The organism is Noviherbaspirillum sp. FW303-A3 (assembly GCF_058788695.1).
Window position 1 is genome coordinate 1,775,760 of sequence record NZ_JBYTAZ010000001.1, and the last position, 26,275, is coordinate 1,802,034.

Annotated in this window: 17 protein-coding genes; 10 read left to right on the forward strand and 7 right to left on the reverse strand. The window is 58.7% G+C overall.

Annotated features, from left to right (window positions below; genetic code table 11):
- Position 1 precedes the first annotated feature (1 nt).
- The 6 genes from AC3WOY_RS08700 to AC3WOY_RS08725 all read right to left on the reverse strand — a co-directional run bounded on the left by AC3WOY_RS08700 (position 2) and on the right by AC3WOY_RS08725 (position 9,725).
- Positions 2-1,360 (reverse strand): HlyD family type I secretion periplasmic adaptor subunit, encoded by a 1,359-nt coding sequence (locus AC3WOY_RS08700; protein ID WP_492422764.1) that lies wholly within the window; start codon positions 1,358-1,360, stop codon positions 2-4.
- A gap of 2 nt (positions 1,361-1,362) precedes the next feature.
- Entirely contained in the window at positions 1,363-3,165 is a 1,803-nt protein-coding gene (locus AC3WOY_RS08705; RefSeq protein WP_492422766.1) for a type I secretion system permease/ATPase, read from the reverse strand.
- 300 nt (positions 3,166-3,465) lie between these two features.
- The gene (locus AC3WOY_RS08710) at positions 3,466-3,840 is read right to left on the reverse strand and encodes a type II toxin-antitoxin system VapC family toxin (RefSeq protein ID WP_492422768.1); all 375 of its coding nucleotides are present in this window, start codon (positions 3,838-3,840) and stop codon (positions 3,466-3,468) included.
- On the reverse strand, positions 3,837-4,028 hold the full coding sequence (locus AC3WOY_RS08715; RefSeq protein ID WP_492422770.1) for a type II toxin-antitoxin system VapB family antitoxin: 192 nt from the start codon (positions 4,026-4,028) through the stop codon (positions 3,837-3,839). The genes AC3WOY_RS08710 and AC3WOY_RS08715 overlap by 4 nt, the downstream gene beginning before the upstream one ends.
- Before the next feature lie 515 nt (positions 4,029-4,543).
- Complete coding sequence (locus AC3WOY_RS08720; protein ID WP_492422772.1) at positions 4,544-5,560, reverse strand: IS110 family RNA-guided transposase; 1,017 nt, start codon at positions 5,558-5,560, stop codon at positions 4,544-4,546.
- Between the two features lie 592 nt (positions 5,561-6,152).
- The gene (locus AC3WOY_RS08725; RefSeq protein WP_492422774.1) at positions 6,153-9,725 is read right to left on the reverse strand and encodes a DUF4214 domain-containing protein; all 3,573 of its coding nucleotides are present in this window, start codon (positions 9,723-9,725) and stop codon (positions 6,153-6,155) included.
- Between the two features lie 82 nt (positions 9,726-9,807).
- On the opposite strand from AC3WOY_RS08725, the gene AC3WOY_RS08730 reads away from it, so the two are divergent.
- Entirely contained in the window at positions 9,808-9,945 is a 138-nt protein-coding gene (locus tag AC3WOY_RS08730; protein ID WP_492422776.1) for a hypothetical protein, read from the forward strand.
- A 151-nt stretch (positions 9,946-10,096) separates the two neighbouring features.
- On the opposite strand, the gene AC3WOY_RS08735 is transcribed toward AC3WOY_RS08730, so the two are convergent.
- On the reverse strand, positions 10,097-11,422 hold the full coding sequence (locus AC3WOY_RS08735; RefSeq protein ID WP_492422778.1) for a FecR family protein: 1,326 nt from the start codon (positions 11,420-11,422) through the stop codon (positions 10,097-10,099).
- Between the two features lie 801 nt (positions 11,423-12,223).
- Here AC3WOY_RS08735 and AC3WOY_RS08740 point away from each other — a divergent pair.
- From AC3WOY_RS08740 to AC3WOY_RS08780, 9 genes are all read left to right on the forward strand, one after another.
- On the forward strand, positions 12,224-14,083 hold the full coding sequence (locus tag AC3WOY_RS08740) for a CHASE2 domain-containing protein (protein ID WP_492422780.1): 1,860 nt from the start codon (positions 12,224-12,226) through the stop codon (positions 14,081-14,083).
- Positions 14,080-15,318, forward strand: a complete 1,239-nt coding sequence (locus AC3WOY_RS08745) for a tetratricopeptide repeat protein (RefSeq protein ID WP_492422782.1) — start codon at positions 14,080-14,082, stop codon at positions 15,316-15,318. Before AC3WOY_RS08740 ends, AC3WOY_RS08745 begins: the two co-directional genes overlap by 4 nt.
- A 251-nt stretch (positions 15,319-15,569) precedes the next feature.
- Positions 15,570-15,896 carry a VanZ family protein gene (locus AC3WOY_RS08750; RefSeq protein WP_492422784.1) on the forward strand — a complete coding sequence of 109 codons (327 nt, stop codon included), beginning with the start codon at positions 15,570-15,572 and terminating at the stop codon, positions 15,894-15,896.
- Positions 15,897-15,980: 84 nt separating this feature from the next.
- Positions 15,981-16,772 carry a Crp/Fnr family transcriptional regulator gene (locus AC3WOY_RS08755; RefSeq protein ID WP_492422786.1) on the forward strand — a complete coding sequence of 264 codons (792 nt, stop codon included), beginning with the start codon at positions 15,981-15,983 and terminating at the stop codon, positions 16,770-16,772.
- Between the two features lie 9 nt (positions 16,773-16,781).
- A complete protein-coding gene (locus AC3WOY_RS08760) occupies positions 16,782-17,873 on the forward strand; it encodes an acyltransferase family protein (RefSeq protein ID WP_492422788.1) in 1,092 nt (363 codons plus the stop codon).
- A gap of 189 nt (positions 17,874-18,062) precedes the next feature.
- Positions 18,063-18,863, forward strand: coding sequence for an ABC transporter permease (locus AC3WOY_RS08765; protein ID WP_492422790.1), 801 nt, complete (start codon positions 18,063-18,065; stop codon positions 18,861-18,863).
- Positions 18,863-20,086, forward strand: coding sequence for an ABC transporter ATP-binding protein (locus AC3WOY_RS08770; protein ID WP_492422792.1), 1,224 nt, complete (start codon positions 18,863-18,865; stop codon positions 20,084-20,086). The genes AC3WOY_RS08765 and AC3WOY_RS08770 overlap by 1 nt, the downstream gene beginning before the upstream one ends.
- Positions 20,083-21,408, forward strand: coding sequence for an FkbM family methyltransferase (locus AC3WOY_RS08775; protein ID WP_492422794.1), 1,326 nt, complete (start codon positions 20,083-20,085; stop codon positions 21,406-21,408). Before AC3WOY_RS08770 ends, AC3WOY_RS08775 begins: the two co-directional genes overlap by 4 nt.
- 101 nt (positions 21,409-21,509) lie before the next feature.
- Positions 21,510-26,264 carry a glycosyltransferase gene (locus tag AC3WOY_RS08780; protein WP_492422796.1) on the forward strand — a complete coding sequence of 1,585 codons (4,755 nt, stop codon included), beginning with the start codon at positions 21,510-21,512 and terminating at the stop codon, positions 26,262-26,264.
- Positions 26,265-26,275 lie beyond the last annotated feature (11 nt).

The window sequence follows — 26,275 nt, forward strand, 5'->3', positions numbered from 1 at the left end:
CTCATTCCTCGGTCAATGCCGTCTTCGCACGGTCAAACAAGGGTTTCAACAGGTAGCTCATCATCGTGCGCTCGCCGGTCTTGATGAATATTTCCACCGGCATGCCAGGGCGAACCTGGAGATTCTTCAGCAACTGCTTGCCTTCCGGCGTGACCTGCGCCTGCACCTTGTAATAAGGCACGCCGGTCTTCTCGTCCACGAGGCGATCCGCCGAGACCTGCGTGATGACGCCCGGGATATGCGGCGTATCGTTCTGGTTGAATGCCGCGAAAATCAGTTCGACAGGTAGGTCCTTGTGCACCTTGTCGATCAGGTTGACCGGAACCTGTCCTTCGACAACCAGCGGGTCGTCGCTCGGCACGATGTCCATCATGCGGAAACCCGGCGACACGACGCCGCCGCGCGTAAAGACGTTCACGCCGACCACGATGCCGTCCGCCGACGCCTTGACCTGCGAATTGGCGAGGTCGAAATCCTGGCTCTTCAGGCGGTTCTCCAGCGCTTCCGCTTCCTTCTGCACGTCGGCCAGGTGGGAACGCACTTCCTTCTGGTATTCCTGCTGGCGCTGGATGCGGCGCAGGCTGAGTTCGCTGATCTGGCGTTGCGCACGGCCGATATTGCCGATCGTTTCGGCAATCGATCCGTTGACCTGCGCATAGGTGCGCTCGAGGTCGAAGACGCGATTGCGTGCGACGTAGCCCTCCTTCGCCAGCTCGCGGAGGTCTTGCAATTGATCCTTCAGGATCTGCTGCTGGGTCTTTTGCGTGTCGCGCGACTCTTCCAGTCCGCGCACCTGCGCCTTCAGGCCGGAAATGTTTTCTTCCAGCGCCGCCAGTTCATTCTGGATGGCCGCCTGACGGGACGTGAACAGCTGGGTCTGCAGGCCAATGTTGGCCGCCACACGCGGATCGGTATTCTTGGCGCTTTCCAGCTCCGGCGGGAAGGTCACCGTCTTCTTGCCGTCGCGTTCCGCCATCAGGCGGGCCTCGGCGGCGCGGGCCGTAAAGTACTGGACGCGCGTCATCTCGGCCGCGGACCTGGTCTGCACATCATTCATGCGCACCAGCACCTGGCCTGCCTTCACCTGGTCGCCTTCCTTGACGAGGATGTCTTCCACCGTGCCGCCCGTCAGATGCTGGACAGCCTTGCGGCTGCTGGACACGGTCACCGTGCCGGATGCAGGAACACCCTTGTCGAGCGGAGCAAGACTTGCCCAGAGCAGGAAACCGCCCACGCCGGCCAGCACAACCAGCCAACCAAGCCGGGTCGGTGTCCTGGCATCGGTATCGACGACCTTCAGCGCTTCATCCGCGACGACCACATCGGTAGCGTCTGCCTTATCACCAAAGAGCTTCCTCATGCTTATTCCTGTTCCGTTACCGCGTTCTGACCGCCGGCAGCAGCCAGCCTTGCCTCTTCCTGCGCCACTGCCTGCTGTTGCGCCAGCTTCGCCTGCTGCACCTGCTGGGCCTGCTGCTGCGCCGCCTTGTTGAGGGCATTCAGCACTTCATTGGTCGGGCCGAAGGCCTGGACCGTACCGTCGCGCAACAGCAGCAGCTTGTTGGTTGCCCCGATCACGCTGGTACGGTGCGTGATCAACACGATAGTCTTGCCGCGGCGGCGAAGATCCACGATCGCCGCGAGCAGTGCCTGTTCGCCCACGTCGTCCAGGTTGGAGTTGGGCTCGTCGAGAACGATGAGGGAAGGATCCCCATACATGGCGCGCGCCAGGCCGATGCGCTGCTTCTGCCCGCCGGACAGGCCGCCGCCGCCATCGGCCAACGGAGTGTCGTAGCCCTTGGGGAAATGCAGGATCATGTCGTGCACACCGGCGCGCTTTGCCGCCTCGATCACCTTCTCAGGGTCGACCTCGCCGAAGCGCGCGATGTTCTCGCTGACCGTACCCGCGAACAGTTCGATGTCCTGCGGCAGGTATCCGATATGCGGGCCAAGTTCGTCCTTGTTCCACTGGTAGATGTCCGCGCCATCCAGTCGCACCTTGCCAGCCATCGCAGGCCAGACGCCGACCAGCAGGCGTGCCAGCGTAGACTTGCCGGAACCGCTGGGGCCGATCACGCCGAGCGCGTCGCCCGGCTGAATGGCCATGGTCACACCGCGCAAAATCGGGGCCTGCGATCCGGGCGGCGCAGCCATCACACCTTCCACGGAAACCTGACCCTGTGGTTTCGGCAGGCTCATGCCAGCCTTGCGCTCCGGGTTGTCGTTCAGGAGGTCGGTGAGACGCTCGTAGGCGCTACGGGTGCTTGCCCACTGCTTCCAGACGCTGATCACCAGTTGCACCGGGCTCAACGCACGCCCCATGAGGATGGACGCGGCGATCATCATGCCGGGGGTGATCTTGCCTTCAACGGCCAGCAGCGCGCCGTAACCCAGGACCAGGGACTGAAGCGACACCTGAACGAATTTGGTCATCGCGCTGACGACGCCGGCCTTGTCGCTCGCCTCACCCTGCAACTGCAGGAACTTCCCGTGCATCAAGAACCAGCGATGCATCAGGTTAGGCAGCATGCCCATCGATTCGATGACTTCCGCGTTGCGCAAATTGTTGGTCGCGAGCGTGCTGGAAGCAATCGCCAGCTTGTTGGCCTCGCCAAGCGGCTTCTTCGACACCTTTTCGTTGATAAAGGCAAGCGCGATCAGGATGGCGGTACCGACCAGTGCGAAGATGCCCAAGCCCGGCTCGAAGAAGAAGATCACGATCAGGTAGATCGGGAACCACGGCGCGTCGAAGAACGCGAACAGGGCATTGCCTGTCACGAACTGGCGGATATTGGTCAGGTCCTGAAGCGCCTGGCCAGCATTGGTGCCGCCGCGCTTCAGGTTGTGTTCGAACGCTGCGGTGTAGACGCGCTTGTTCAGCTTCATGTCCAGTTGCGCACCGACGCGCACAAGGACATAGCTGCGCACAAATTCCAGGGCGCCCATGAACGCATACAGGCCGAGCATCAGCAGCGTCAGCATCAACAGCGTGATCTCGTTGCGGCTGGGCAGAACGCGGTCGTAGACCTGCAGCATGTAAATCGAGGGAACAAGCATCAACAGGTTGATAATCGCACTGAAGATGCCAACCGTACGAAACGCGCTCTTGAAGCTGGCAAGCGCCTGCGCGATTTCATTTGGCGGAATTTGGAATTTGGATTTCATCTGATTTTTTCTTGCACAAGCGGCGTGCAGAACGACGAGAAAATAGTGCGAGGGGGACACTAAGCAACCAATGACGCCACGCCACTCGAAACCTCATTAAATGTGACGCAAATCACATTTTTTGAAGCTTAACATAGCGCAAGGTTGCCGACCAGACTTTTTTCCGTCGGGATTGGACTGAGGTAGTTGGCGTTGCTTATGGGGGACTACGGGGGCGTGATTGTGATGGTTGATCTGCCCCGACGTTTTGACCCGGTGCGTGCAAGTCCCGGATGCTTTGCCGCTTATGGGAGGTTGGCGTTAATGCATGGAATTGACAGCCAACCCAAGTCGCGCACTCACCGAAATAAGTCGATTATCTCGCGTCCATAACAAGGCTCCCGGCGACAAGCGGGCTGAAGCCAACAGATGTACCGATATATCCAATGCCAAGGCCGTAAAGCGCTTCGCGATTAATAAAATAAACTGCATCACTTCTTGATCTGTGGCAATAGTGGCCATTGGCAATTCCTGCAACGCTCCGATCACAACATCCCTGTTGCGCAAACTACCCAGTGCCAATTCGCCGATCACAAATGGATGCACCAGTACTTGCCCAACGTTGAGGCACCGTTCCAATTCGGGGTCGCCTTGCCTCAAATGGTCGATCCAGACCGAGGTATCCACCAGGATCATGGGGTTTGGCGACGGGGAATATCCCCGAGTTGCGGCTCCGAACCGCCCAGTAAGGCAAGCCGCTTGGCACTTTCTCTCTGAATGAGCGCCTTCAACGCTTCCCGCAACAAGGCCGCCTTTTCCGTCATACCAGTTAAAGACTGCGCTTTCTCCAGCAGATCATCATCAAGTGACAGGGTCGTTCGCATATCATTCTCCGAGATGTATCGCATTAACAATAGCATCAATTGATGTCGATCCTGATGCGGGAGTAAGTATCCTTCGGCAAAAAATTAGCAAAAACCAAAACCGGGGTCACCCATTAGCCGGCCGTAGTCAAGAAAGAAAATTCACCCGGCGTCGCGGTGATAACCGCGACGCAATTGCTTTTCGTTCCCGCACAGCTGCCGCATCGCGCCCGTTTTTTCGCTCGTCTGGTTACGATAAGAAGTCGCACCAGTCACCCATCAGGATCAAGCGCGACAGCGGTATGGCTGCTGTCGGCCCTGGCAGTCTGCACTGCCCCAGAAAAACGTTGGTACCGTCCCGTGTTCAAAACAAAAAACTGACAGATCAATGGCTTTCGATAGTCGATGCCAACCCCACATTGGCTCACGGCCCGGGCGACAAGCTTGCTGTTCGGGCGGCGGTGCAGCGGCGTCCATTCAGATCTGCTGGTTGAGGACCAACCCCATATCCTGGCTCGCCGGCACCGCCTTAACCGTCAAGCGAAGCAGCGTCGTTCATCGAAGTCACACTGCTCCTTCAACATGTAATAGCAGGCGCGCGCCAGTTTGTGCGCCAGTGCCTTGGTGGCCACAACGGCATTCGTCTTTGCTTTCTTTCGTTCGTAGAAGCGTTTCGCGGCGTCGTTGTACCGCAGCGCGAAATGGGCGGCCTCGACAAACGCCCATGCCAGATAACGATTGCCGTTCTTGCGGTTGCCTTCGCCTTTCTTCTTCCCGTTGGAATAGCGTGCGCTGTCAACACACCGCGCATAGGAGGCGAAGTTGCCGACCTGGGCAAAGCGATCAATTGTGCCGGCTTCCAGCATGATCGTAGTCGCCAGCACGTCACCGATGCCTGGCGCCGACTTCAGTACGGCATATTCTGGTCGCAGTCGCACACGCTCGCACAATCGCTTTTCCAGCTGCACAATAACGTCATTGACGGCATGCATGACGGTGAGACTGGCTTGTGCTGCCAAGGCGGCATCGGGCAGCCATCCCCATTGCGCAACCGCGTCCGTTGTGAGTTGCCTGACTGCGTTGCCGGAAATGCGTCCGCCTGTTTGTCTTGCCACCAGATTCTCTATCGATAACACATGCATGGTGCGCAGGCGCACCAGCTGGCTGCGCTTGCGTGCCAGATCCCGAACCGCGCGCAGTTCCTTTGGGTAGATATAGCCGGTACGTAAAATGCCCAGCCGTAGCAAATGCGCCAGATGTCGCGCATCGTGTTCGTCACCGCTGTGCTTCAACCCGTTGTACTGCTCGATGGCCGTCGTGTTGGCCAGCTCAACCTGATACCCAGCTTGCTGCAGGCCATCAACCAGCCAATACCAGTTGTAGGTCGATTCCACCACGACGCCGACTAACTCCTCTCGATATGGCGTCAGCAGCGCAATAATTTCGGCCAAGTCGTTTGGTACACGCTGCTGACAACACACGCGATCCATGTCATCAATCACCGCAACTACGCAATTGTTTGAATGCAGATCGATCCCGCTATACTTGTTCATACCGGCCTCCAGGTTCAGGTGAGAACAACTCGTCATTGCTCTCTTACTGTAACCCCTCCGCATTACCGCAGAGGGAGGCCGGCTAGATGATTTTCAGTCCTCAACCAGCAGATCTGAATGGACGCCGCTGCACCGCCGCCCGAACAGCAAGCTTGTCGCCCGGGCCGTGAGCCAATGTGGGGTTGGCATCGACTATCGAAAGCCATTGATCTGTCAGTTTTTTGTTTTGAACACGGGACGGTACCAACGTTTTTCTGGGGCAGTGCAGACTGCCAGGGCCGACAGCAGCCATACCGCTGTCGCGCTTGATCCTGATGGGTGACTGGTGCGACTTCTTATCGTAACCAGACGAGCGAAAAAACGGGCGCGATGCGGCAGCTGTGCGGGAACGAAAAGCAATTGCGTCGCGGTTATCACCGCGACGCCGGGTGAATTTTCTTTCTTGACTACGGCCGGCTAATGGGTGACCCCGTTGTTTTGTGACCCCGTTGTTTTGAAGAACCATAAAAAAACCCCGCTGCCTTGTGAGCAGCGGGGTTTAAGGTGTTTCGCACACCCCCTACCGAGGTAGGAGGTGCATCTCCGAGGGAGATTAGGCGATTTCCAGGATGCTGACCGTGCCGTTGTAGGACGCAGTAGCCAGGTCAACCGTGCCGACAATCATGGTCACGAAGTCTTGTCCGTCCACGAAAGTGGCCGCGCTTTCGGCACCAACGTCAGCAACGATGTAGGTATTGCCACCGAGTTGGAACCAGCCAGCTTGGTTAGCGGCAAGAGTCGTCATTGCTTGGTCAAGATAAGCTTGCGTGGATTCGGTAGCACCCAGAGCAAGCGTGATCTTGGTAGCAGCAAAGCTAGCGACAGCTCCCAGACCAGCCAAGTCAATCTTATCGCCAGTACCGACATTGCTGATAACCGCGTAGTTGCTCTTGTTGGTCGACACACCGTTGAAGTCGAACACGTCTGCGCCCGCACCACCATCCAAGGTGATGAGGTCAGCGCCTGCCGCGATTACAAAGGTGTCGTTGCCAGCACCACCAATGAACTTACCGCTGTCAGCCGTTGCTGCCACGGTGATCTGGTCGTTACCTGCGCCGCCAGTCACGGTCATGCTGGTGTTGTTGGCAGTGAACACCAAGCCACCTGCTGCACCGGTGCCGGTCAGACCACTTGCATCCACGGTCTTCAGGGTAGTTGCAGTAGAGGTCAGGTTGACACCCGCATTACCGGAGACGTTGATCGCCTTGACGGTGTCACCATTGGCGATGATGACGTTGGTTGCGCCATCAATGTCAGCCGCGGACGACGTGATGTTGAAGGTTTCAACCAGGTTGGCAGTAATCGTACCTGCATTGTTGGCTGTGCCCAGTACCGCATCTGCTGCCGTAGCAGTCTTGTTGGTAGATGCCAGAACATAGTTCAGCGCATCTGCCGTACCAGTAGCATCTGCCAGAGCAACCGTGTAAAGCGAGCCTGCAGTGCTACCAGCACCAAAGGCTACGGTGCCGTTTGCAGCCATACCGGTCAATGCGAGCGTATCCACAGCACCAACTTCATTTGTACCGTTCACGGTCACATAGTCATAAGTCAGATTAGCCAGGTTCACCGTGTAAGTGACAGCAGCAGCATCCACGCCAGCAACGTTATTAATGGTCAGGCGCTCAAAGCCGACCACCTCTGCGTCAAAAGCGGTGTCTGCGGATACTGCAACAGCGTCTGCGTAGCCCATCGCCAGGGTGTCGGTGCCGTCACCGCCCTTGACAGTGCCGACAATCGTGGTGGCCGTCGTTCCAGCAGCCACAGTCAGCGTGTCGTTGCCTGCGCCCATGTCGACGTTTGCAGTCGCTGCAATAGCTGCTGCACCCAGAGTCAGCGAGTCACTGCCAGAGCCACCAGTGAATGCAACAGAGTTGGCAGCACCCAGAACCGCCGTGACACCACCGGTGTTGCCGGATGCATCAATGGTCTTCAGGGTGGCAGCATTGGTGGTTGCGCCGGTCAGGTTGACAGCGGCCGAGCCGTTGACATCAATCAAGGTTGCAGCCGTGAAGGTGCTTGCGCCCGACAGAGCGGCTTCCGCATTGATGGTGACGGTGGTAGCTGCTGCTGCAGTGATAGCGCCCGTGGAAGCCTCACCCGAGGTGTTGATGGTCAGCGCCGTCAGCGTTGCGGCACCAGATGCATCCAGGTTCACCGTGCCATCCACGTCCGTCAGGTTCAGCGTCAGCGAGCCTGTGGACAAAGTGTCCAATGCGGCTGCACCAGCACCAGAGTTCTTCAGCGTCAGGGTGGCGACTTTATCCAGGGAGCTTACAGCACCCAGCGTAGCACCAGCGCTGTACCCATCGACCGTGATGGTGGTAATGGTCTTGGTTGCGCCGTCATCAATCGCTACGGCGCCGTTAGCAACACCCATAACACCGGTGACAGCTGCAACGGTTGCAACACCAGTAACGCCAGCAGCGACTGTCGGAGCGGTCGGGGCTGTAGTGCCGGTACCTTGAGCCGTAGCGACAGTAATCGCAGCAGCGTTAGTACCAGCGGTCACCTCGGTGTAGGTTACGGTTGCGCCGACAGCAGCACCGGTCGTGAACGCCAGCGTGTTGTTCGCACCGGTATAAATACCCTTCGAGGTCGGGCCACCGTCATCTTGACGATCAGCATTCGTCAAACCGGCGAATGCCTGGGCGACTTCTTCAGCCGTCATGTTTGCCACAGCGGTGAAGGTCAGGCCATTCACGGTAACCGAGTTACCAGCAACCAGGGCCTTGAACGTGACGATTTGAGTCTGGCTAGCACCAGCAGCAGTAGCAGCTGCTTTCGCAGTAACTTGGTCACTTTGGACAACGGTCACCGAAGTGGTAGCACCGCCGCCGATCACGGTCACTGCGCCTTGGGTAATGATGTCGCCAGTATTGTCGACATTGGTCGCCGCAGTGCCAGAAACGGAGTTTGCATCTTGCGTTACGGTGACAGTAGTACCGCCAGTCACAGCGATTGCGTCCATTGCAACCGCAGTAGCGCCAGCATCTTTAGCGATTGCAACAGCAGCACCAGTCGAGGTAACAGACACAGCGCCGGTGACTGCATTGCCTGCGCCAACACCGATGTCAATACCGCCTGCAGCAGCAGCCGAATCCGTAGCAACGACGGTAACGTCACCTGCCTTGTTGATGACGATGTCGTCAGCAGCCGTATCCATCTTCTGGGTAACGGTGACCGACTTGCCGCCAGTGACACTAACAGCTGCTTCAGCACCGGAAACACTGACGTCGGTGGTGTTGGCAGCGGTCAGCGTGGCAGCAGCAACCGCCTTGGTGACATTCAGGTTCGTCAGACCAGTCCAAGCAGAGGAATCAACCGTCAGTGCTTGGGTGGATTGGAAATTAGCAACTTCGATGTTCTTGACCGTTGCACCGATAGTGGTGGTGTTCAGGCCCGCTGCGGTAACAGAAACGTTCAGGGTATCGGTACCTGCGCCGCCGTCCAAGTTATCCAGAGCGGTCAGAGAAGCAGTCAAACCACCGACGCCGTTGCTCACTTCAGCGGCAACGAACGTGTCGGCACCCGAGCCACCGGTCTTCGTATCCACACCATTAGTGAGCGTGAAGGTTTGACCAAGCGCGCCATTCGCAGCGTCAACAGCCGAGGTAATCGTGGTAGCAACAGAAGCGGTTGCAGCGGTCAGCGAAGCAGCGGTGTCCGTCACGGTTGCCAGCCAGGTACGGGCAACTGCGTTTGCAGTCATGCCGGTATAGCCGTTGGCTTCAGCGATGGTGTCCAGGTTGTCGGTGAAGGTGGTGGAAGCCGTAACCTTGTTGTCGACCGCGGTCTTGTCAGTGCCTTGGGCGCTGTTTGCAAGCTTCAGTGCGATGCCGTCGATGGTCTCTTCGCCACGCAGCATGCGCTGCGCCCAGAAGTTTGCTTCGGTCAGGGAAGCGGTGCGGCCGAACAGGTTGGTGTACAGGGTAGAAACGATTTGCAGCTGGTTCATGCCCTTGTACAGGTCGGTGTACTCGGTCGACTTGGCGAACTCGGCAGCGATCTTAGCCTCGGTCCAGCCCTCAGCCATCTTGCCTTCCCAGAACGTTACGCCGAGAACGTCGCCAGGACGGTTAAAGAAAGCCACATACAGTTTTTGTACAGTTGCAGTGAATGCACCCATTTATTACTCCTAGGAAGGAACGACAATAATTTATGTTGCGGATCCGCATGACTTGCAGAATCACAAGTCCGCGGAAAGGATCATGGCAGAAGGAACTTTTGGGTTATGTGACAGCCGTCACAAAAATCCAGAAATCCCCGGCCCGAGTGATGCATTTTGGCCACAAACTGCGGCCAACCGTGGATTATGGGCAAATATTGCTGCTGAAGCAATAGCATAAAAATGGGAGATGAAGCCGCGTCATTGCCCTTCCGGGCCAGAGGCTGAACCGTCCAGGCCGACGTCAGGATTGCAGCTGGGACTGACCAGGCGACGAAGGAATGGAGATATTCCGAAGGATGAATTACTACTCAGCGCAACCCAAGGCAGGATTACTTCTGCCAATAGGTGACGCCGGTAGCCAAGCGCTGGTCGTCGATACGACCTTGGAAGATATAGGCAGCCTCGCCGCCGTTTGCCGGACCCATGACACCCTGCACCGACATGTTGGTGGGAAGCTTGAGCTGGTTGTCACCGAGCAGCTTGCCGTCCCGCGTGAGGTCTCCCTGAGCCTGGAAGCTGTAGATCTGATTCTTGTTGCTCACAAGGTCAAAGCTTGTACTGAACCGTGCCGAGGCGAAGTTCACATCCAGCTTGCCATTTTCCACCCTGGCGGAAGAAACCTTGCGCGTCGGCTCGTCCACAATGAAGGCTTCGCTCTGCTTGAGCGCAAAGCCGACATTGCCGGTTGCAGGAACCTGCCAATCTGCGCCCTGGGAGCGGAGGACAGCGAAGTAGGTATTCAAAGCGAGGAGCTGCGACTTGCTTTCAACCGCCTTCGTGACGTCCAGGCCGGCCGGGCTGTCTGCGATTGCCTGCCAGCGACCCCAGATGACTTGGCGTTGCGGCTGTTCCACGCCCGGCTCATTGATCACCACAACAGGCGGCGGCGACTGCGGCATGGAAGCTGTGATCCGGGCAATGAGACCTGCGTTCTTGTGCGGATCGAGACTGATGTCGGCGCCAGCGAGGATGGAGCCGATGGACGGCGCACTGGAAGTCTTGCCGTTGGGCTCGTCGTTGCGCGGCGGGGCGCTCAGGTCAGGCGAATTGCCATTCAGCGGAAGCAGTTGCGGGGCCGGCTGACCCTTGCGTACCTGCAGGAGCTGCCCAACCTGATGCGCGAAAAGCTCGCGGCTGGCGCTGCCTTCGCATGGGCCACTGCCGTCCGGGCCGCAACCGGGGCCGAAACCGCCGACCACGATACCGCCGGAAATGACGGCGACGCGGGAGGTTTCCTGGTCGGTATATACAGTGAAATCGGTGCCACGAACACCGATCGCGGCAACCGGGGTATTGAAGCGGAAATTCTGCCGCGCCTGCTTGACCGCGTCGCCGGAAATGCTGCGGGCGACGCCGTTCATCAGCTCAAGCTTGACGCGGGTGTTGGCCGGATTGTTCTGGTCAATGTGATAGGCGACAATGCGGGCGCGGCTGGAAGGACGCAGGATGAGGAAGCCGTTGTCGACGGTCTTCATATATATATAGCCGTCTGCGCCGGTCGTGACTTCGTCGCCTTCCTGCACGGCGTTGCCCAGGGCAACGCGATTCGCGCCGATCTTTGCGTCGCCGGCAACGAACACGACGCGCGCAGCCTCACCCGCCTGGGCAAGCGCCGAGGCGAACATCAAAGTGGCTGTCAAAAAGAGGCTACGCATTGTCCATTTCTCCATGCCACCATTTTCCGATGTCATCCGATAAATGATGTGATGGCTGTCACATTTTACATGAAAAGAAGAAATTTTCTGTTAGCAATTTCTTTGAAAACAACGATTTAGCTTGTGGACAACTTTTCGGGGGTGGGGTGTTGGGTTTCCCTACGGAACAGATCCGGATGCCGTTTCACTTCGTCCGGGCGGCAGTAATGGGTTGCGGCGTGTCACTGCGGGCGTGCTCACATCGTTTTTCGCATTCTGCTCCCCGTCATCTCCGTGAAGGCGCATTGGTGTCCGGGATAATTTTGTTGACAAGGCCGGGAGGCTTTGAAGGGTTTCACCCAGCGGCGAATGAACCATGCTACCGACTTGATTTCGCAGTAGTGCTCCTTCCCCCTGCAAGGGGGAAGGTTGGGATGGGGGTGTGAAGGTCGAATTATTGCCTTCGATGGCTCAACCTCACTACCCCCATCCTAGCCTTCCCCCTGCAAGGGGGAAGGGACTTTGCGGCGCTCTCTTCAGACAGACGGAATGAACATCAAGCTACTCATGTCAACAAAATTATTCCGGACACCAGTGCGTGAAGGCGGGGATGACGGGGTGGGGGGTTGAGGTGAATCGGGGCTGGGTGCCCGCCTTCAAACTCGAGTTGCAATGCTATTGCGCGGCATTTCCTCTGCGCGTCAACCTGCGTGGTATGCCGGCCACTTTCCGAAATGCTTGAAAGTACATGCGCTATACTTTCCGCTTGGTAAAAAACGAGGCGATAGCACGATGCGCCGGGGCGTTTGATCACACAACTTCATGAAGTCACCAGCCGCCCTTCCCTTTTCCCTCCGATCCGCCGCCGGCCTGCGCATCCTCGTCGCATTCATCGCGATCCTGCTTGGCATCGGTGCTCAGTGGCTGGTGCCGGCAAATCAATCCTTCTTGGGCGACGAGTGGCTGCGCGATCAGTTCATCCGCCTGCAGGCAAGCACGGAGGTCGAATCGCGGATCGTGGTCGTCGATATCGACGAGGCGAGCCTTCAATCCATCGGCCCGTGGCCGTGGCCGCGCGCGCGGCTCGCCGACCTGGTGGAAAAACTGTTGAGCACGTATGGTGCGCGGGCGGTTGCACTTGACCTGGTCTTTCCCGAGCGCGCGGACCCTGCGGGTGACGCACGGCTGGCCATGCTGACGCAGCATGGCCCGGTGGTCCTGGCGCAGGCCTTCGACTATGAGCAGCGGCAACTCCCCGTGCGTGTCGGGCATGCGGGCGGCGGTAAAGAACCGGGCTCGGCGGCCAATGTCCCGCTGGCGACCGGCTTTATCGGCAACCACATCGGATTGGCGGAGGCGGCTCACTTCGGGAATATCGGTTTCCGGCCCGATCCGGATGGAACGATCCGTCGGCTGCCGATGGTGACGCGTTTTGAGGGACGCGATTATCCGACGCTATCCTTGGCATTGCTGGACTGCTGTTCCGGTGCGCCGTCGATGCAGTCCACGCTGCCGCAAGGCTGGGAGCGCATTTCGTACATGCGGGACTGGTCTGCCTACACGGTGATATCGGCCGCGGAGATACTGCGCCAGGATGTGCCTGCGAATTTCGTCGCCGGGAAGCTGGTCCTGGTTGGGTCTTCTTCGCTTGGCCTGACCGACCGGGTGGCGACACCGCTGCATCCATCGACCAGCGGGGTGATGGTGCACGCGTCGCAGTTGTCATCTTTGCTGGACCGGCAAGCAGGCCATGCGCCAGCGGCCTGGCCAGGCCGGCTCATCGCGGCGCTGTTCGCGATCGTGGTTGCGATCGTTGCGGCGTACACATTTCCGCGCCTGTCTGCCGTCATCAACATCGGCCTGATGAGTGTTGCCACGGCGGCATGGCTGATGGTCGCTTATGCGCTGGTGCCTCACGATCCGCTGTTTGCCACGACAGGCCCGCTGGTGTCGATCCTGTTCCTGCTGGCGGTCGCAGTGCCTTTCCATTGGCAGCTGACGCAAAGCAGTTCGCGCAAGCTGCTCTATACCTTCCGCCATTACGTGGCCGATGCGGTGGTCGATGAACTGCTGCGGCGCGACTTGCGGGATCCGCTGGCGCCGAAGCGGCTGGACGTGACGACGCTCATCGCGGACATGGAGGGCTATACCAAGCAGGTCGAAGCGTTGAGCATGGAGGAGGCGGCGCAGTTGACGCGGGACTTCCTGGACTGCCTGACACGGCCTGTACTGTCCCGGCGCGGGACGCTGGACAAGTTCACGGGAGACGGGCTGGTGGCGTTCTGGGGTGCCCCGCTTCCGGTCGACGATCACACCGACGAGGCAATCGACGCAGCCATCATGATGCTGGAGGAAGTGCGCAGCTTCAGCGCAGCTCGACTGGAAGCCGGACTGCCGCCGATACGGGTACGCATCGGCATCGAGAGCGGCCAGGCGATGGCGGGCGATTTCGGCACGTCGTTCCGCAGCATCTATACGGCGGTCGGAGACAGTGTCAACGTCGCTGCCCGTCTTGAGCAGGCGGCGCGGAACTATCCGCACAGCATCATCATAGGTGAAGGGGCTGTCAGCAGGTCAACGCGGCATCGCTTCGTGTTCCTTGGGGAGACGCTCCTGCGCGGCAAGGAGAAGCCGACGAAGCTCTATACGCTGGACCTTCCCGAGATGGAGCAGGCAGCGTGACGAGCCGTTGGACCAGATCATTCGGCCTGGCTGCAGGCGTCGTGACGCTGCTGCTGAGTGCAGGCGTGGCTGACGCAAGCAGCCACGGGCAGCAGGACCTGTACCTGGACGCGATGCAGTCGATCATCGAAGGCCGCCAGCATGATGCGAGCGAAGCGCTGATGCGCATGATCGAACAGGAGCCCCAGCATGCAGGCGCGTGGCTGGACCTGGCCATCATCCAGTGCGAACTCGGGCAGGCAGAGGAAGTCGAGCGGATACTCCAGGTGATCGAGACGCGATTCTTCCCGCCGCCGTCGATCATGGAAGTCATCAACGGGATTCGACGCGAAGGCTGCAAGGGCTGGCAACCACGGCAGCATGTGTCGGTCAGCCTGGGACGCGGCGTCGACAGCAACGTGAATCAAGGGGCGAGCAGCCCGAATTTCTCGATCGGCGTCGGGACCAGCCGTATCGAGCTGCAATTGCTGCCGGAATTCCTGCCGCGCAGTGACCAGTTCACGTCATTGTCCGCGGAGTACATGCGCGAGATGAACGCCAACGGCGGCATCGTCTTCGCACAGCTGCGCGCGCAGCAGAACGACTCGCTGTCGAGCTTCAATACGGCGTCGATGGCCGTGGGCCTGGAGCAGCCGTGGCGCGTGGGGACGTGGGGCGTGCGCGGCAGCGGTGCGCTGGCCGCCCTGACGCTTGGCGGTCACCTCTATCAACGCCAGGCACAGGCGCAGGTCCGGCTCACGCCCCCGCTTCCATTGCCGCGGAAACTGCAGTTCAGCGTGGTGGCCGGCGCGACGCAGCTGGAGTATGCGACGCTCACCGATTACAACTCGACCACTTGGGAAATGCGGGGACTGCTGGCGTACCGGAGCGGCAGTTCGCAGGCGCAGGCCAGCCTCGCTTACCTGACGGATCGGGCGACCTCTTTGCGTCCCGGCGGCGACAGGAGCGGCTGGTTGGCGAGTGTCGCAGGACGGACCCGGATTGGCTCGGACCTCAATGCAGAACTGGGATGGACCGGGCAGTCCTGGGACGCGCGAGCGCCCTACTCGCCGGGGTTGATTGACGAGGCGCGGCGTCAGCGCACCCAGGTCGTACGGGCAGCGCTCAGTATTCCGGTTGCCCCGAAACAGACGGTGAATATCGAGATGCGGCATGTACGCAACAACGAGAATATTTCCATCTTTCAATATAATAGCCGCCAGTTGCAGGTGAGCTGGCAGTGGCAGGACTTCTAACGGGTTGCCATTCTCAAGGGAACCTTTTGTTCCCGTGAAGCCGGGGAGCATGAGGAGCTTCTTCGACTTGACTCACCATGGATCCCCGCCTTCGCGGGGATGACGGGGGAAAGGATGCGAAGAATCATTGTGCAGCACCCGCAGGCAACCTCTACTGCCTCGAAGCCGGGTGTGAAAGGCTGTGGGCATCTCGATGCACACCTTGCATCACTGACAAATTCCTCCTTAACGCGTAACGAAAAGGTAACGAAATGCCGTGGGAAGCTCTTCTTCTTGTCGGAGCCACTCTTCTGGTTTCGGTCGGCTGCCTTATGCCGGCGAAATGGCTGCCGCCCTTGCCGAACGATAAGCTCCTGCACTTTATTGCCTTCGGCGGGCTGGCCCTGCTTGCAGGTCGCATCGCCCGCACGGCGACCGGTGAGATTGCCGCTTTGTTCATTGTTTTCCTGTTCGGTCTGCTGATCGAGATCCTGCAGAACTCCGTTCCGGGGCGTCGATTCTGCTGGCGTGATTTAACTGCCAACTCTGCAGGCATCCTGGCTGCGGCAATTTTTTCAAAGATGTTTCTGGAAATTTAAGACCTGTTGTTTCGTGCTCCGATGCAACACAGCCGGGTTGCATGACCGCTATAATTCAGCGAAAGGTTCCAGGAGCAACATTGAATGACGTCAAGCCCAAACGAAACGCTTGCCAGGCAGGATGACGCCATTGCACCGGTTGCGCCCGCAGTTCCCCAAGGCGCGCCCGCCAAAGTCAACCTGAAGGTGATGCAAGTGAACTTGCAGGTTCATTTGCGCAAGATTCCTTTGCTTGCCAATCTGACGGACGAGGAAATGGCGCGTGTCAAGGCTGAGTTGCGCCTGCGCCAGTACGCGCGCCGCGAGGTTGTGCTGCAAAAAGGCGGCGCTGGCGACAGCCTGCTGTTCCTGCTTTCGGGGCAACTCCAAGTCATCGATATCACCGAGGATGGCCGCGCCATCGGCCTTCGCATCCTGAAGCCGGGTGACTTTTTCGGCGAGATCGCGGTTATTACGGGTGCGGCACGCACGGCGTCGGTGATTGCGTTGAGTCCGGTACTCGTCGCCTTCCTGCCGCGGCCGACTGCATTGCACCTGTTCTCGCATTCTCCTTCCGTCGCCAACCTGATGCTTCGGCACCTGGCGGAAAAGGTGCAGCGCGATTCGGAATTCCGCGCGCTCCTGAGCATCAATAACACGTCGCGCCGGATCTACAGCTTCCTCGAATTGCTCAAGCAGAAAGGCCCCGAGAATACCGAAGTGGTGGAAAACCTGCCGACCCACCAGGACATCGCCAACATGATCAACACCAGCCGCGAAACAGTGACGCGGGCGCTGCTTGCGCTGGTTCAGCAGGGTATCGTCAAGAAGGATACGCACCGGCTGATCATCTTCAAGCCTGCGGAATTGCAGAAACTGGCACAGGGCGGGGCATAATCTCGGCCAATGCGCTCGCTCAATCTTCCGCACAATCCGAGAATCGACGAACTCCGGTGCCTGGCCGCGAGCCTTGTCTTCTTCTTCCATTTCTATCTCTATTTCTACAAGGGCGATACGCAGGCCTTCGCGTCGCAGAAATGGAACTGGTTCGCGCTTTTCATTGAGGGCCATACGGGAGTAGGACTGTTCTTTACGCTGTCCGGATTCCTGTTCATGCAGATCGCCCTGCATCACAAACGAATCGTCTACAGCGATTTCATCCGCAACCGGTTCCTGCGGATCTTCCCGCTCTTCATCACCGTCTTCTTTATCGCTATTTCGATCGGGCGCGACAGCTTCGCGCCACAGGATATCCTCTACGTCCTGTTCTCGAACCTGGGCGATGCGCCCACGTCGAAGTATTTCATCACGGGCGCGGCGTGGACGATCTCGCTGGAATTCGCCTTCTACCTCGTATTCCCCTTCCTCGCCCGCTTCGCGATCGAGCAGGGACCGCGTTACCTGGTGCAGTGGCTGGTGCTGATGCTGTTCTTCAAGCTGGCGGCATATGGCGCAAGCGAACGCAGCATGCACATGTTCTTTTCGACGCTCGTCGGAAGGTTCGACCAGTTCCTCATCGGCATGCTGGCCGCCATCGTGTACCGCGATTACAGGTTGCCCATCACGCACCACGGCGGAAAACTGCTGCTGGCGGCATGCCTGGTTGCCGTGCTCAACAGCGTCATCCAATCACGCTACGGCAGCTTCTTTTCACCCAACCAGAAAGTGTTTTTCTGGATTACATGGTCCATGCAGGAAAGCCTCGGCTGGGCTTTTTTCATCGTGGCGTGGCTTGCGGCAGATATTGCCAAGCCGAAATGGCTAGAGAGGTTCCTGCAGCATGGCGGCGACATCAGCTTTTCCTTTTACTTGCTGCATGCACTCATCATCTACCTGGCCTACGGCTGGCTCGGTTCGACCGTGATCAGCGGCCATCGTCAGCTCGATGCGGCACTCATGATGGTGCTGGTCTACTCCGCCACCTGGGCATTCGCGACTCTCAGCTACCGGACCATCGAGCAGCCCTTCCTTCGTCTGCGGCACCGCTACGGCGAATAAGCCCCCCGGCAACTAAAGAGTTTCAAGAAGTAATCGCAAAGCACCTGCTTGTTGAGTGCGGTAAAATACCCGGTCTTGCGGTTTGCCAAAGTAACAATGCTAAACCAGCACCGCACATCCCTCCTTGCCGATTCCTGATTGTTATCCAGTAATGCGAATTCTTACTTCCCCACAGGGTGGAGCCGCCCAATGATCTCGGGAGACATGCTGAAGGCCGTGCTCGCGTATCGCGGCTTCATCCTGGGCAGTATCAAACGGGAATTCCAGTCCAAGTACCGCAACTCGATTCTCGGTGCAGCCTGGACGGTGCTCAATCCGCTAGCGATGATCGTTGTATATACCGTGATCTTTGCGCAAGTCATGCGCGCGAGACTGCCGGGTACGGATTCCAGCTTTGCCTACAGCATCTTCCTGTGCGCCGGCGTATTGACCTGGGGCCTGTTCAGCGAGATCACCGGCCGGGGTCAGACGGTTTTCCTGGAATACGCGAACCTGATCAAGAAAATCAGTTTTCCGCGCATTTGCCTGCCGATCATCGTCGTATTGAATGCGCTCCTGAACTTTGCCATCGTGTTCGGCCTGTTCACAGGCTTCCTGGTCATCAGCGGCAACTTCCCTGGCCTGCCATACCTGGCGCTCTTCCCGCTGCTGGCAATCCAGGTGGTGTTTTCGATTGGACTGGCGACGGTCATTGGCGTGCTGAACGTGTTCTTTCGCGATGTCGGACAGTTCTTCGGCATCTTCCTGCAGTTCTGGTTTTGGCTCACGCCGATCGTCTATCCGGTATCCATCCTTCCGGACAATATCAAGACACTCATCGCGTGGAATCCGATGACGCCGCTGATGGTGGGTTACCAGACTGTTCTGGTCAACGGGCAGTGGCCGCAGTGGTCAACCCTGCTGACACTCACACTGCTGGGCCTGGCGCTTTGCGTGCTGGGCATGCGCTTGTTCCGCAAACGTAGCGGTGAAATGGTGGATGAACTCTGATGGGCAGCATTCGCGTCTCCAATCTGGGCAAGGCCTACAAGCAGTACGCGACACGGTGGTCGCGGCTGGCAGAGTGGCTCGTTCCTTTCCGCAGTCCACGGTACCGGCTGAAGTGGGTGCTCAAGGACATCAACTTCCATGTCGATCCGGGTGAGGCAGTTGGCATCATCGGTATCAACGGCGCCGGAAAGAGTACCTTGCTGAAGCTGATCACGGGCACAACGCAGGCTACAACCGGCAGCGTTGCGATCAGCGGGCGCGTGGCAGCCATGCTCGAACTCGGCATGGGCTTCCATCCTGATTTTACCGGCCGGCAGAATGTCTACATGGCGGGACAACTGATCGGGCTGACCCAGCAGGAAATCTCCGACCTGATGCCGCAAATCGAAGCCTTCGCCGAGATCGGCGACTACATCGACCAGCCGGCGCGCGTCTATTCCAGTGGCATGCAGATGCGCCTCGCATTCAGCGTGGCGACGGCAAGGCGGCCGGACGTACTGATCGTCGACGAGGCGCTGTCCGTAGGCGATGCGTACTTCCAGCACAAAAGCTTCGACCGCATCCGCGAATTCCGCAAGCAGGGAACCACGCTGTTGATTGTGTCCCATGACAAGGGGGCAATCCAGTCGATCTGCGACCGCGCAATCCTTCTGGATTCTGGCAGGCTGGCCAAGGAAGGCTCGCCGGAAGAAATCATGGACTTCTACAACGCGATGCTGGCTGAACGGGAAAACCAGACGGTGCGGCAGGACAAGCGCGAGGATGGCAAGGTCCAGACCATTTCGGGCAGCGGCGAAGCGACGGTGACCGATATCGCCCTACTGAACGAACAGGGACAACGGGTCGAGGCCATCGACGTCGGCAGCGCCGTCACGCTGCAGATCAAGGTCACCGCGCATGCTCCGATCCCGCGCCTGGTGCTCGGCTACCAGATCAAGGACAGGCTGGGACAGCCGATGTACGGCACAAACACCCATCTGAAGGAAATGCCCCTGAACGAAGTCAAGGCGGGTGAGGAGATCACGTACCGGTTCAGGTTCCCGGCCAACCTGGGACCGGGAAGCTACTCGATCGCGACGGCGCTGGTCAGCACGGATACGCATCTGATCAATAACTACGAGTGGCGGGACCTGGCGCTCGTATTTTCGGTTGTGAATATCAGCCGCACGCATTTCATCGGATCCGCATGGCTCGATCCTCTGGTGGACGTTCAACGCTCATGACATTCATTTCTTACGCACAGAATTTCGAGGACATCATGCTCTGGCGTGCGCTGAAGCACGTCAGGAATGGCTTCTATATCGATATTGGCGCCAACGATCCCGAAGTCGATTCGGTCACCTTCGCCTTTTATGAGCGCGGGTGGCGCGGAATCAATGTCGAGCCGATGCGCCAGTATTACGAACGGCTGCGCATCAAGCGGCCTGCCGACGTCAACCTGCCGTGTGCAGTGGGCGAGGCACCGGGTGAGCTGACGTTCTACGATGTGCCCGGCACCGGACTGTCGACTGTCGATCAGACGGTGGGCGAGCAGCACGCGAGCGCCGGCCATACGGTCAACAGGCAGAGTGTTCCGGTAACGACGCTCGCGGCGATATGTGCCGAACATGTGGAGGGACCGATCCATTTTCTGAAAATCGACGTCGAAGGTTTCGAGCAGGCGGTCCTTCGCGGCATGGATTTTCAGCGCTGGCGCCCATGGGTTCTCCTCATCGAAGCAACCCGGCCGCAGAGCGAGGAGACAAACTATGAAGAGTGGGAAGACCTGGTCCTGGAAACGGGTTATCAGTTCGCATATTTCGACGGGCTGAACCGGTATTACGTCGCGCGCGAACATGGCGAGCTGCTCTCCTCGTTCGATACACCGCCCAATTTTTTCGACCATTTCCAGTTGCGCGAGGATCACGCTTTCAGTCATCCCCTTGGTCCGTTGAAGGAAAAAATCGCCTTTGCGGAAAGGCGTGCGCTCGACGCTCAGGCAGCCGCAGACCATGCTCGCACACAATTGGGACAGATTCACGCGCAAGTACAGGGGCAGCTTCACCAGGCGGAAACGCGGATACAGGATGCGCTGTCACAAGCGCGAACTGCCACAGCCCAGCATGAGCAGGCCCGGCGCCACCTTCAGCAGGTACAGGAAGAATTGCAGCTCGCCCGTCACCAGATTTCGGCCATCTACGCCAGTACGTCGTGGCGCATTACCCGCCCTATTCGCCAGATGAAGACCGCCCTCCGGAATCCGCGCCTGGTCCTGGGAATGATACGCAGCCTGCTGGGTAGAGTGAAAGCGATGATCAGGAAAGCTGTCGTCAAGGTATTGAAGCGGGTGGCTGCGCAACCCCAGGTGCGCGCCCTTGCCGGGCGAATTCTGTTGCGCTTCCCATCGATGCGGGAAAGGCTGAAGGAAATGGCCGCCCGGATGTCGGCATTGCCGGCCGCGCAGCCCGCCGCTCGCATCGACGACACTTATACCGCTGTGGACCTGTCGACCTCGGGCCGCCGTGCGTTTTCCGATCTGCAGCGGGCAATCAACAAAAACGAATAACTTTCACCACTATGCGAATCGTACTTGACCTGCAGGCCTGCCAGAGTTCCGGCAGCAGGAATCGCGGAATCGGCCGTTACTCCATGTCCTTGAGCCAGGCAATGGCGCGCCAGGCACGCAACCATGAAGTGCTGATTGCACTAAACGACCGCTTTCCGGAGACTATTAATCCTGTGCGCAAGGCATTTGACGGGCTGTTGCGCAAGGACAGCATACGTACCTTCAATGTCTTCGGGCAGCTCAGCCAGCTCGATCCGGCAAATTTGTGGCGCGCAAGAACCGCAGAACGGATACGCGAAAATTTTCTCGCCGGCCTCTCCCCCGATATCGTTCATGTCTCGAGCTTGTTCGAGGGGCCGGGTGACGACTCCGTCACCTCTACCGGAAACTTCAGCGGGCGTTTCGATACGGCGGTGACGCTGTACGACCTGATTCCGCTTTTGAACAAGGAGATTTATCTCACCCATCCGCGCGTTCGCGAATGGTACTACCGCAAACTGCTTTCCTTGAAAAATGCCGAGCTGCTCCTTTCGATTTCCGAGCACTCGCGCCGGGAAGCCATCGCGGCCCTGCAATTGCCCGAGGATCAGGTTGTCAACATTTCGTCGGCAGTGGATCCGGTGTTCCGTCCTCGCATCCTTTCGGTTGAAGAGCTGGCCGGCCTGAGAAACCGGTACGGATTCTCGAGGCCATTCCTGATGTACACCGGCGGTATCGATCACCGCAAGAACATCGAGGGCCTGATCGAGGCTTTCGCCGGCCTTCCGCGCGAAGTGCGGTTGCAATACCAGCTTGCCGTCGTCTGCAGCATCGACGAAGACAATCGGCGCCGGCTCGAATCGCTGGCTTCCCGTGCCGGCCTTGAAAAATCGGATGTGGTCTTGACCGGGTTCGTCCCCGAGGAAGACCTCATCGCCTTGTACAACGCCTGCACGCTGTTTGTCTTCCCTTCCCTGCATGAAGGATTCGGGTTGCCGGTTCTCGAAGCCATGTGTTGCGGTACCGCGGTCATCGGCTCCAACACCAGCAGCATTCCCGAAGTGCTCGGACGTGAAGACGCGCTGTTCGATCCCAGGGATATTTCCGCGATCACTCGCAAGATCCATTCGGTGCTGACCAATGAGGATTTCAAGTCGTCACTGCAGCGTCACGGCCCGGTGCAGGCCAAAAATTTCTCGTGGGATGCGAGCGCAAAACGCGTCTGGGAAGCATTCGAGCATCAGCATGACCGCCGCCAGCAAAAAACCGCTGTCGCCGTTACAACCGGCAAGCCCCGGCCGAGGATGGCGTATCTCTCACCGCTTCCCCCGGAAAAATCAGGAATTGCTGACTATAGTGCCGAACTGCTTCCCGAACTCGCCCGTCATTATGAGATTGAGGTTGTCGTTACCCAGGCTGAAGTGACCGATCCCTGGGTAGCAGCCAATTTCCCGGTTCGGACGGTTGAATGGTTCGAGGCGCATGCGGCCGGCTACGACCGTGTTCTCTACCACTTCGGAAACTCCGGCTTCCACCAGCACATGTTCGGCTTGCTGGAGCGCCATCCGGGGGTTGTTGTGCTGCACGATTTTTTCATGAGCGGCATTTTGGAGTTTGCCGACTACGCGGGCACGATACCGGGCGCATTTCCCCGTGCGCTGTATGAATCGCATGGTTACCCCGCATTGATCGAACATCAGCGAAACGGCCGTGAGTCGGCGATGTGGACTTATCCATGCAACCGCTGGATATTGGACAACGCACTGGGCATCATCGTCCACTCCCGGTTCTCCATGGAGCTTGGGAGAAAATGGTACGGTGAAGGCAGTGCGGCGAACTGGCAATTGATTCCGCATCTGCGCGCCCTGCCGGAGAAGGTGGACCGCCAATCAGCCCGCCGGCAACTCAAACTGTCAGACGAAGACTTCCTTGTCTGTTCATTTGGCCTGATCGGACCGACGAAGCTCAACGAACGGCTTCTGGAGGCCTGGCTTGCTTCTCCCCTTGCACAGGACAAGCAATGTCACCTTGTCTTCGTCGGTGAAAACCATGCCGGCCCCTATGGACACGAGTTGTTGCAAAAGATCGATTCGAGCGGGTGCCGCGATCGCATCAAGATTACTGGTTTTGCCTCCCCGGAACTGTACCGGACATACCTGGCTGCGGCCGACGCAGCAGTACAGTTACGCACCAGGTCCCGCGGCGAAACCTCGGGTACCGTGTTTGACTGCATGGCCCATGGAGTACCCGCGATCATCAATATGCACGGGTCATCCGTGGACCTGCCGGATGGCGTAGTCATCAAGTTACCGGACGAATTCGCGGCTCCGCAGCTCGGCGATGCCCTGATGGCGCTGCGCAAAAATCCGGAAAACGGCCGGAGCCTGGCAAAGCAGGCCGTCGATCATATTCGTTCTGCACATCATCCGGCACAGATTGCTGCCCGATACCGGGATGCGATCGACCTGCTGTCGACCGAGAGCACCGGTGCCCGCTACCAGCGGCTGCTGCGCTCTATCGCTGCGATCGCCGCTCCGGTGCCGCCTTCGGCCCAAGATCTTGCAGCGGCCGCAGAAAGCATCGCAGCCAATCAGCCCGTGGCGGCGCCGAAGCAAATCCTGCTCGACGTAACCGGACTGCTGGAGCCGGCTGCCAGCAACAGTGCATTGAAGCCAGCCAGGGAAGCCCTGGGTGTCTTGCTGAACCAGCAGATCGAGGGTTGCCGCATCGAACCGGTTTACGCGGCAGATGGTCGTTTCAAGTATGCACGCCGCTTCACTTTGGACCTCATCGGCGCTGCGGAGATCCAGCTGGATGACGCGCCTGCCCAGGCGAGGTTCGGCGATGTATTCATTGGACTCGCATCCGTTGCGGACGCGACGATAACCTCACTGCTGGCAGGATTGCGGCATCGGGGGGTGAAAGTTGTCTCTGTCGGCCTCACGTGGCTGCAACCGGGTGACTTCCTGCAGGGGGCGCAAGCACTACTTGTTGAATGGATGAGGGCATTGAGTGACACTTCCGAACTCGCATGCATGCGCCCTCATTCAAACGATGGCCTCACGGCCGAGAAGCAGGCCCTGCTGTCGAACGCACGCACCATCGCGCGCAGACAGGCGAAACTGAAGGACAGCGATTTCATGGCCTGCCTCTTCAGCACGCCAGCATCGAAAGATGCAGACAAACATTTTGTCGAAGCATGGTTGAAAGCGTCGTTTTCCACCGACGAACGCTATCACCTCGCCGTCATTGGCGAATGTAGCAACGCGCTCAAGGACTTGCTGTCGCATGCTGACAACCGCCGCATCCACATCGTCAGCGACAGTTCGAGAGAATCGCGTTGTGCCTGCCTGCGCTCTGCGGATGCGGCCATTCTGTTGCAACCTGGCGCACATGAAATTGCGCCGTCATTGATAGCCGACAGCCTGGCCCACGGCGTGCCCGCGATTGTGGGAACCGATTCTTTTTCAATGGAATCCGTCAGCAGAACGCTTCTCCAACTGCGCAATGACCTGCCCGACGTGGATGCAGGCACGGATTTGCCTACGGACAGCGAGACTGCGAAGTCGCATGTCGTAGAAATCTATCGCGACTATCTCGAACAGATCATGTCCCGTCGTCTGGACAAGACGCGCGCTACAAACCAGACAAAAGCGCTCCAGTTGCCGTCCCATGACACGACAGATCCTGCAACAGCGCAACTGCTGGTCGATGTCACGTTCCTTGCCAGGCATAACCTCAATTCCGGGATTCAGCGTGTCGTACATCACGTCCTTGTGGAACTGCTGACCACCCCGCCAAATGGATACAGGGTTGAACCGGTGTACGATGCCGGCGGCTACTACGCGTACGCGCGCCGGTTCACTTCGAACATCACCGGTGCAAAGGTACAGAACGACGAACCCATCACGGTCAGGAGCGGCGATATGTTCCTGGGTCTCGACCTGTCTCCCGACTCCGTTCGGGAAAACCGGTGCGTCTTCAATGACTTCAAGAATCACGGCGTTCAAGTCTTCTTCGTCGTGTATGACCTGCTGCCGGTACTGCGGCCGGAGGCTTTCCCCGCTGACGCACAAGCGACGTTTGCCGAATGGCTCGAACAGGTCGTTGCGATTGCTGACGGCGTGGTCGGCATTTCACGCACCGTTGCGGATGAAATCGTCGCCTGGGTCGGCGCACGGCAGGTGGCAAGGGCACAGCCGCTGCATATCGGATACTTTCACCTCGGGGCAGAGATCTCCAGAGATAGATCGCCACGAAAAGCACTTGAACAGCCTCACTCGCGGCCAAGCATTCTCATGGTTGGCACGGTCGAACCGCGAAAAGGCCACGCACAGACATTAGCCGCATTTGAAAGGCTATGGGCGCAGGGTAGTGATGTCGACCTCGTGATCGTGGGACGGCAGGGATGGATGGTCGAGCCGTTGGTGGCACGACTGCGTACCCATGCCGAGCACAGCAAGCACCTTTTCTGGTTTGAAGGAGCAAGCGACGACACCCTTCTCAGTCTCTACGAGACGTCGTCGGCCCTGCTGCTTGCGTCCGAAGGAGAAGGATTCGGCCTGCCGTTGATCGAGGCGGCTCATCACAAGCTTCCCGTCATTGCGAGAGATCTGCCTGTTTTCCGCGAAGTCGCCGGCGAACATGCTTTTTACTTCAGCGGCACCTCGGACGATTCCCTTTACGATGCGCTGAACAGGTGGCTCGCGCAGTATGCAGTGAACCGTGTTCCGTCACCGGAAGGAATACGTTGGCTTACCTGGACGGAAAGCGTCCGGCAACTGGTAGACGCCGTCGTCGGGAAAAACTGGTATCGGACGATACCGGAAGGCCCCCCGGAAGTGGTAGCGCCGTCGCCTGTCGCCGAAAGCGCGTAACGTGCCCTGAA

Bases quoted from the DNA above. Each gene is read 5' to 3' on its own strand.
- AC3WOY_RS08760 (WP_492422788.1), top strand. From the start codon at position 16,782: ATGCGCTCGCTCAATCTTCCGCACAATCCGAGAATCGACGAACTCCGG.
- AC3WOY_RS08725 (WP_492422774.1), bottom strand. From the start codon at position 9,725: ATGGGTGCATTCACTGCAACTGTACAAAAACTGTATGTGGCTTTCTTT.
- AC3WOY_RS08720 (WP_492422772.1), bottom strand. From the start codon at position 5,560: ATGAACAAGTATAGCGGGATCGATCTGCATTCAAACAATTGCGTAGTT.
- AC3WOY_RS08710 (WP_492422768.1), bottom strand. From the start codon at position 3,840: ATGATCCTGGTGGATACCTCGGTCTGGATCGACCATTTGAGGCAAGGC.
- AC3WOY_RS08715 (WP_492422770.1), bottom strand. From the start codon at position 4,028: ATGCGAACGACCCTGTCACTTGATGATGATCTGCTGGAGAAAGCGCAG.
- AC3WOY_RS08755 (WP_492422786.1), top strand. From the start codon at position 15,981: ATGACGTCAAGCCCAAACGAAACGCTTGCCAGGCAGGATGACGCCATT.
- AC3WOY_RS08735 (WP_492422778.1), bottom strand. From the start codon at position 11,422: ATGCGTAGCCTCTTTTTGACAGCCACTTTGATGTTCGCCTCGGCGCTT.
- AC3WOY_RS08775 (WP_492422794.1), top strand. From the start codon at position 20,083: ATGACATTCATTTCTTACGCACAGAATTTCGAGGACATCATGCTCTGG.
- AC3WOY_RS08740 (WP_492422780.1), top strand. From the start codon at position 12,224: ATGAAGTCACCAGCCGCCCTTCCCTTTTCCCTCCGATCCGCCGCCGGC.
- AC3WOY_RS08700 (WP_492422764.1), bottom strand. From the start codon at position 1,360: ATGAGGAAGCTCTTTGGTGATAAGGCAGACGCTACCGATGTGGTCGTC.
- AC3WOY_RS08705 (WP_492422766.1), bottom strand. From the start codon at position 3,165: ATGAAATCCAAATTCCAAATTCCGCCAAATGAAATCGCGCAGGCGCTT.
- AC3WOY_RS08770 (WP_492422792.1), top strand. From the start codon at position 18,863: ATGGGCAGCATTCGCGTCTCCAATCTGGGCAAGGCCTACAAGCAGTAC.
- AC3WOY_RS08780 (WP_492422796.1), top strand. From the start codon at position 21,510: ATGGCGCGCCAGGCACGCAACCATGAAGTGCTGATTGCACTAAACGAC.
- AC3WOY_RS08750 (WP_492422784.1), top strand. From the start codon at position 15,570: ATGCCGTGGGAAGCTCTTCTTCTTGTCGGAGCCACTCTTCTGGTTTCG.
- AC3WOY_RS08730 (WP_492422776.1), top strand. From the start codon at position 9,808: ATGGCAGAAGGAACTTTTGGGTTATGTGACAGCCGTCACAAAAATCCA.
- AC3WOY_RS08765 (WP_492422790.1), top strand. From the start codon at position 18,063: ATGATCTCGGGAGACATGCTGAAGGCCGTGCTCGCGTATCGCGGCTTC.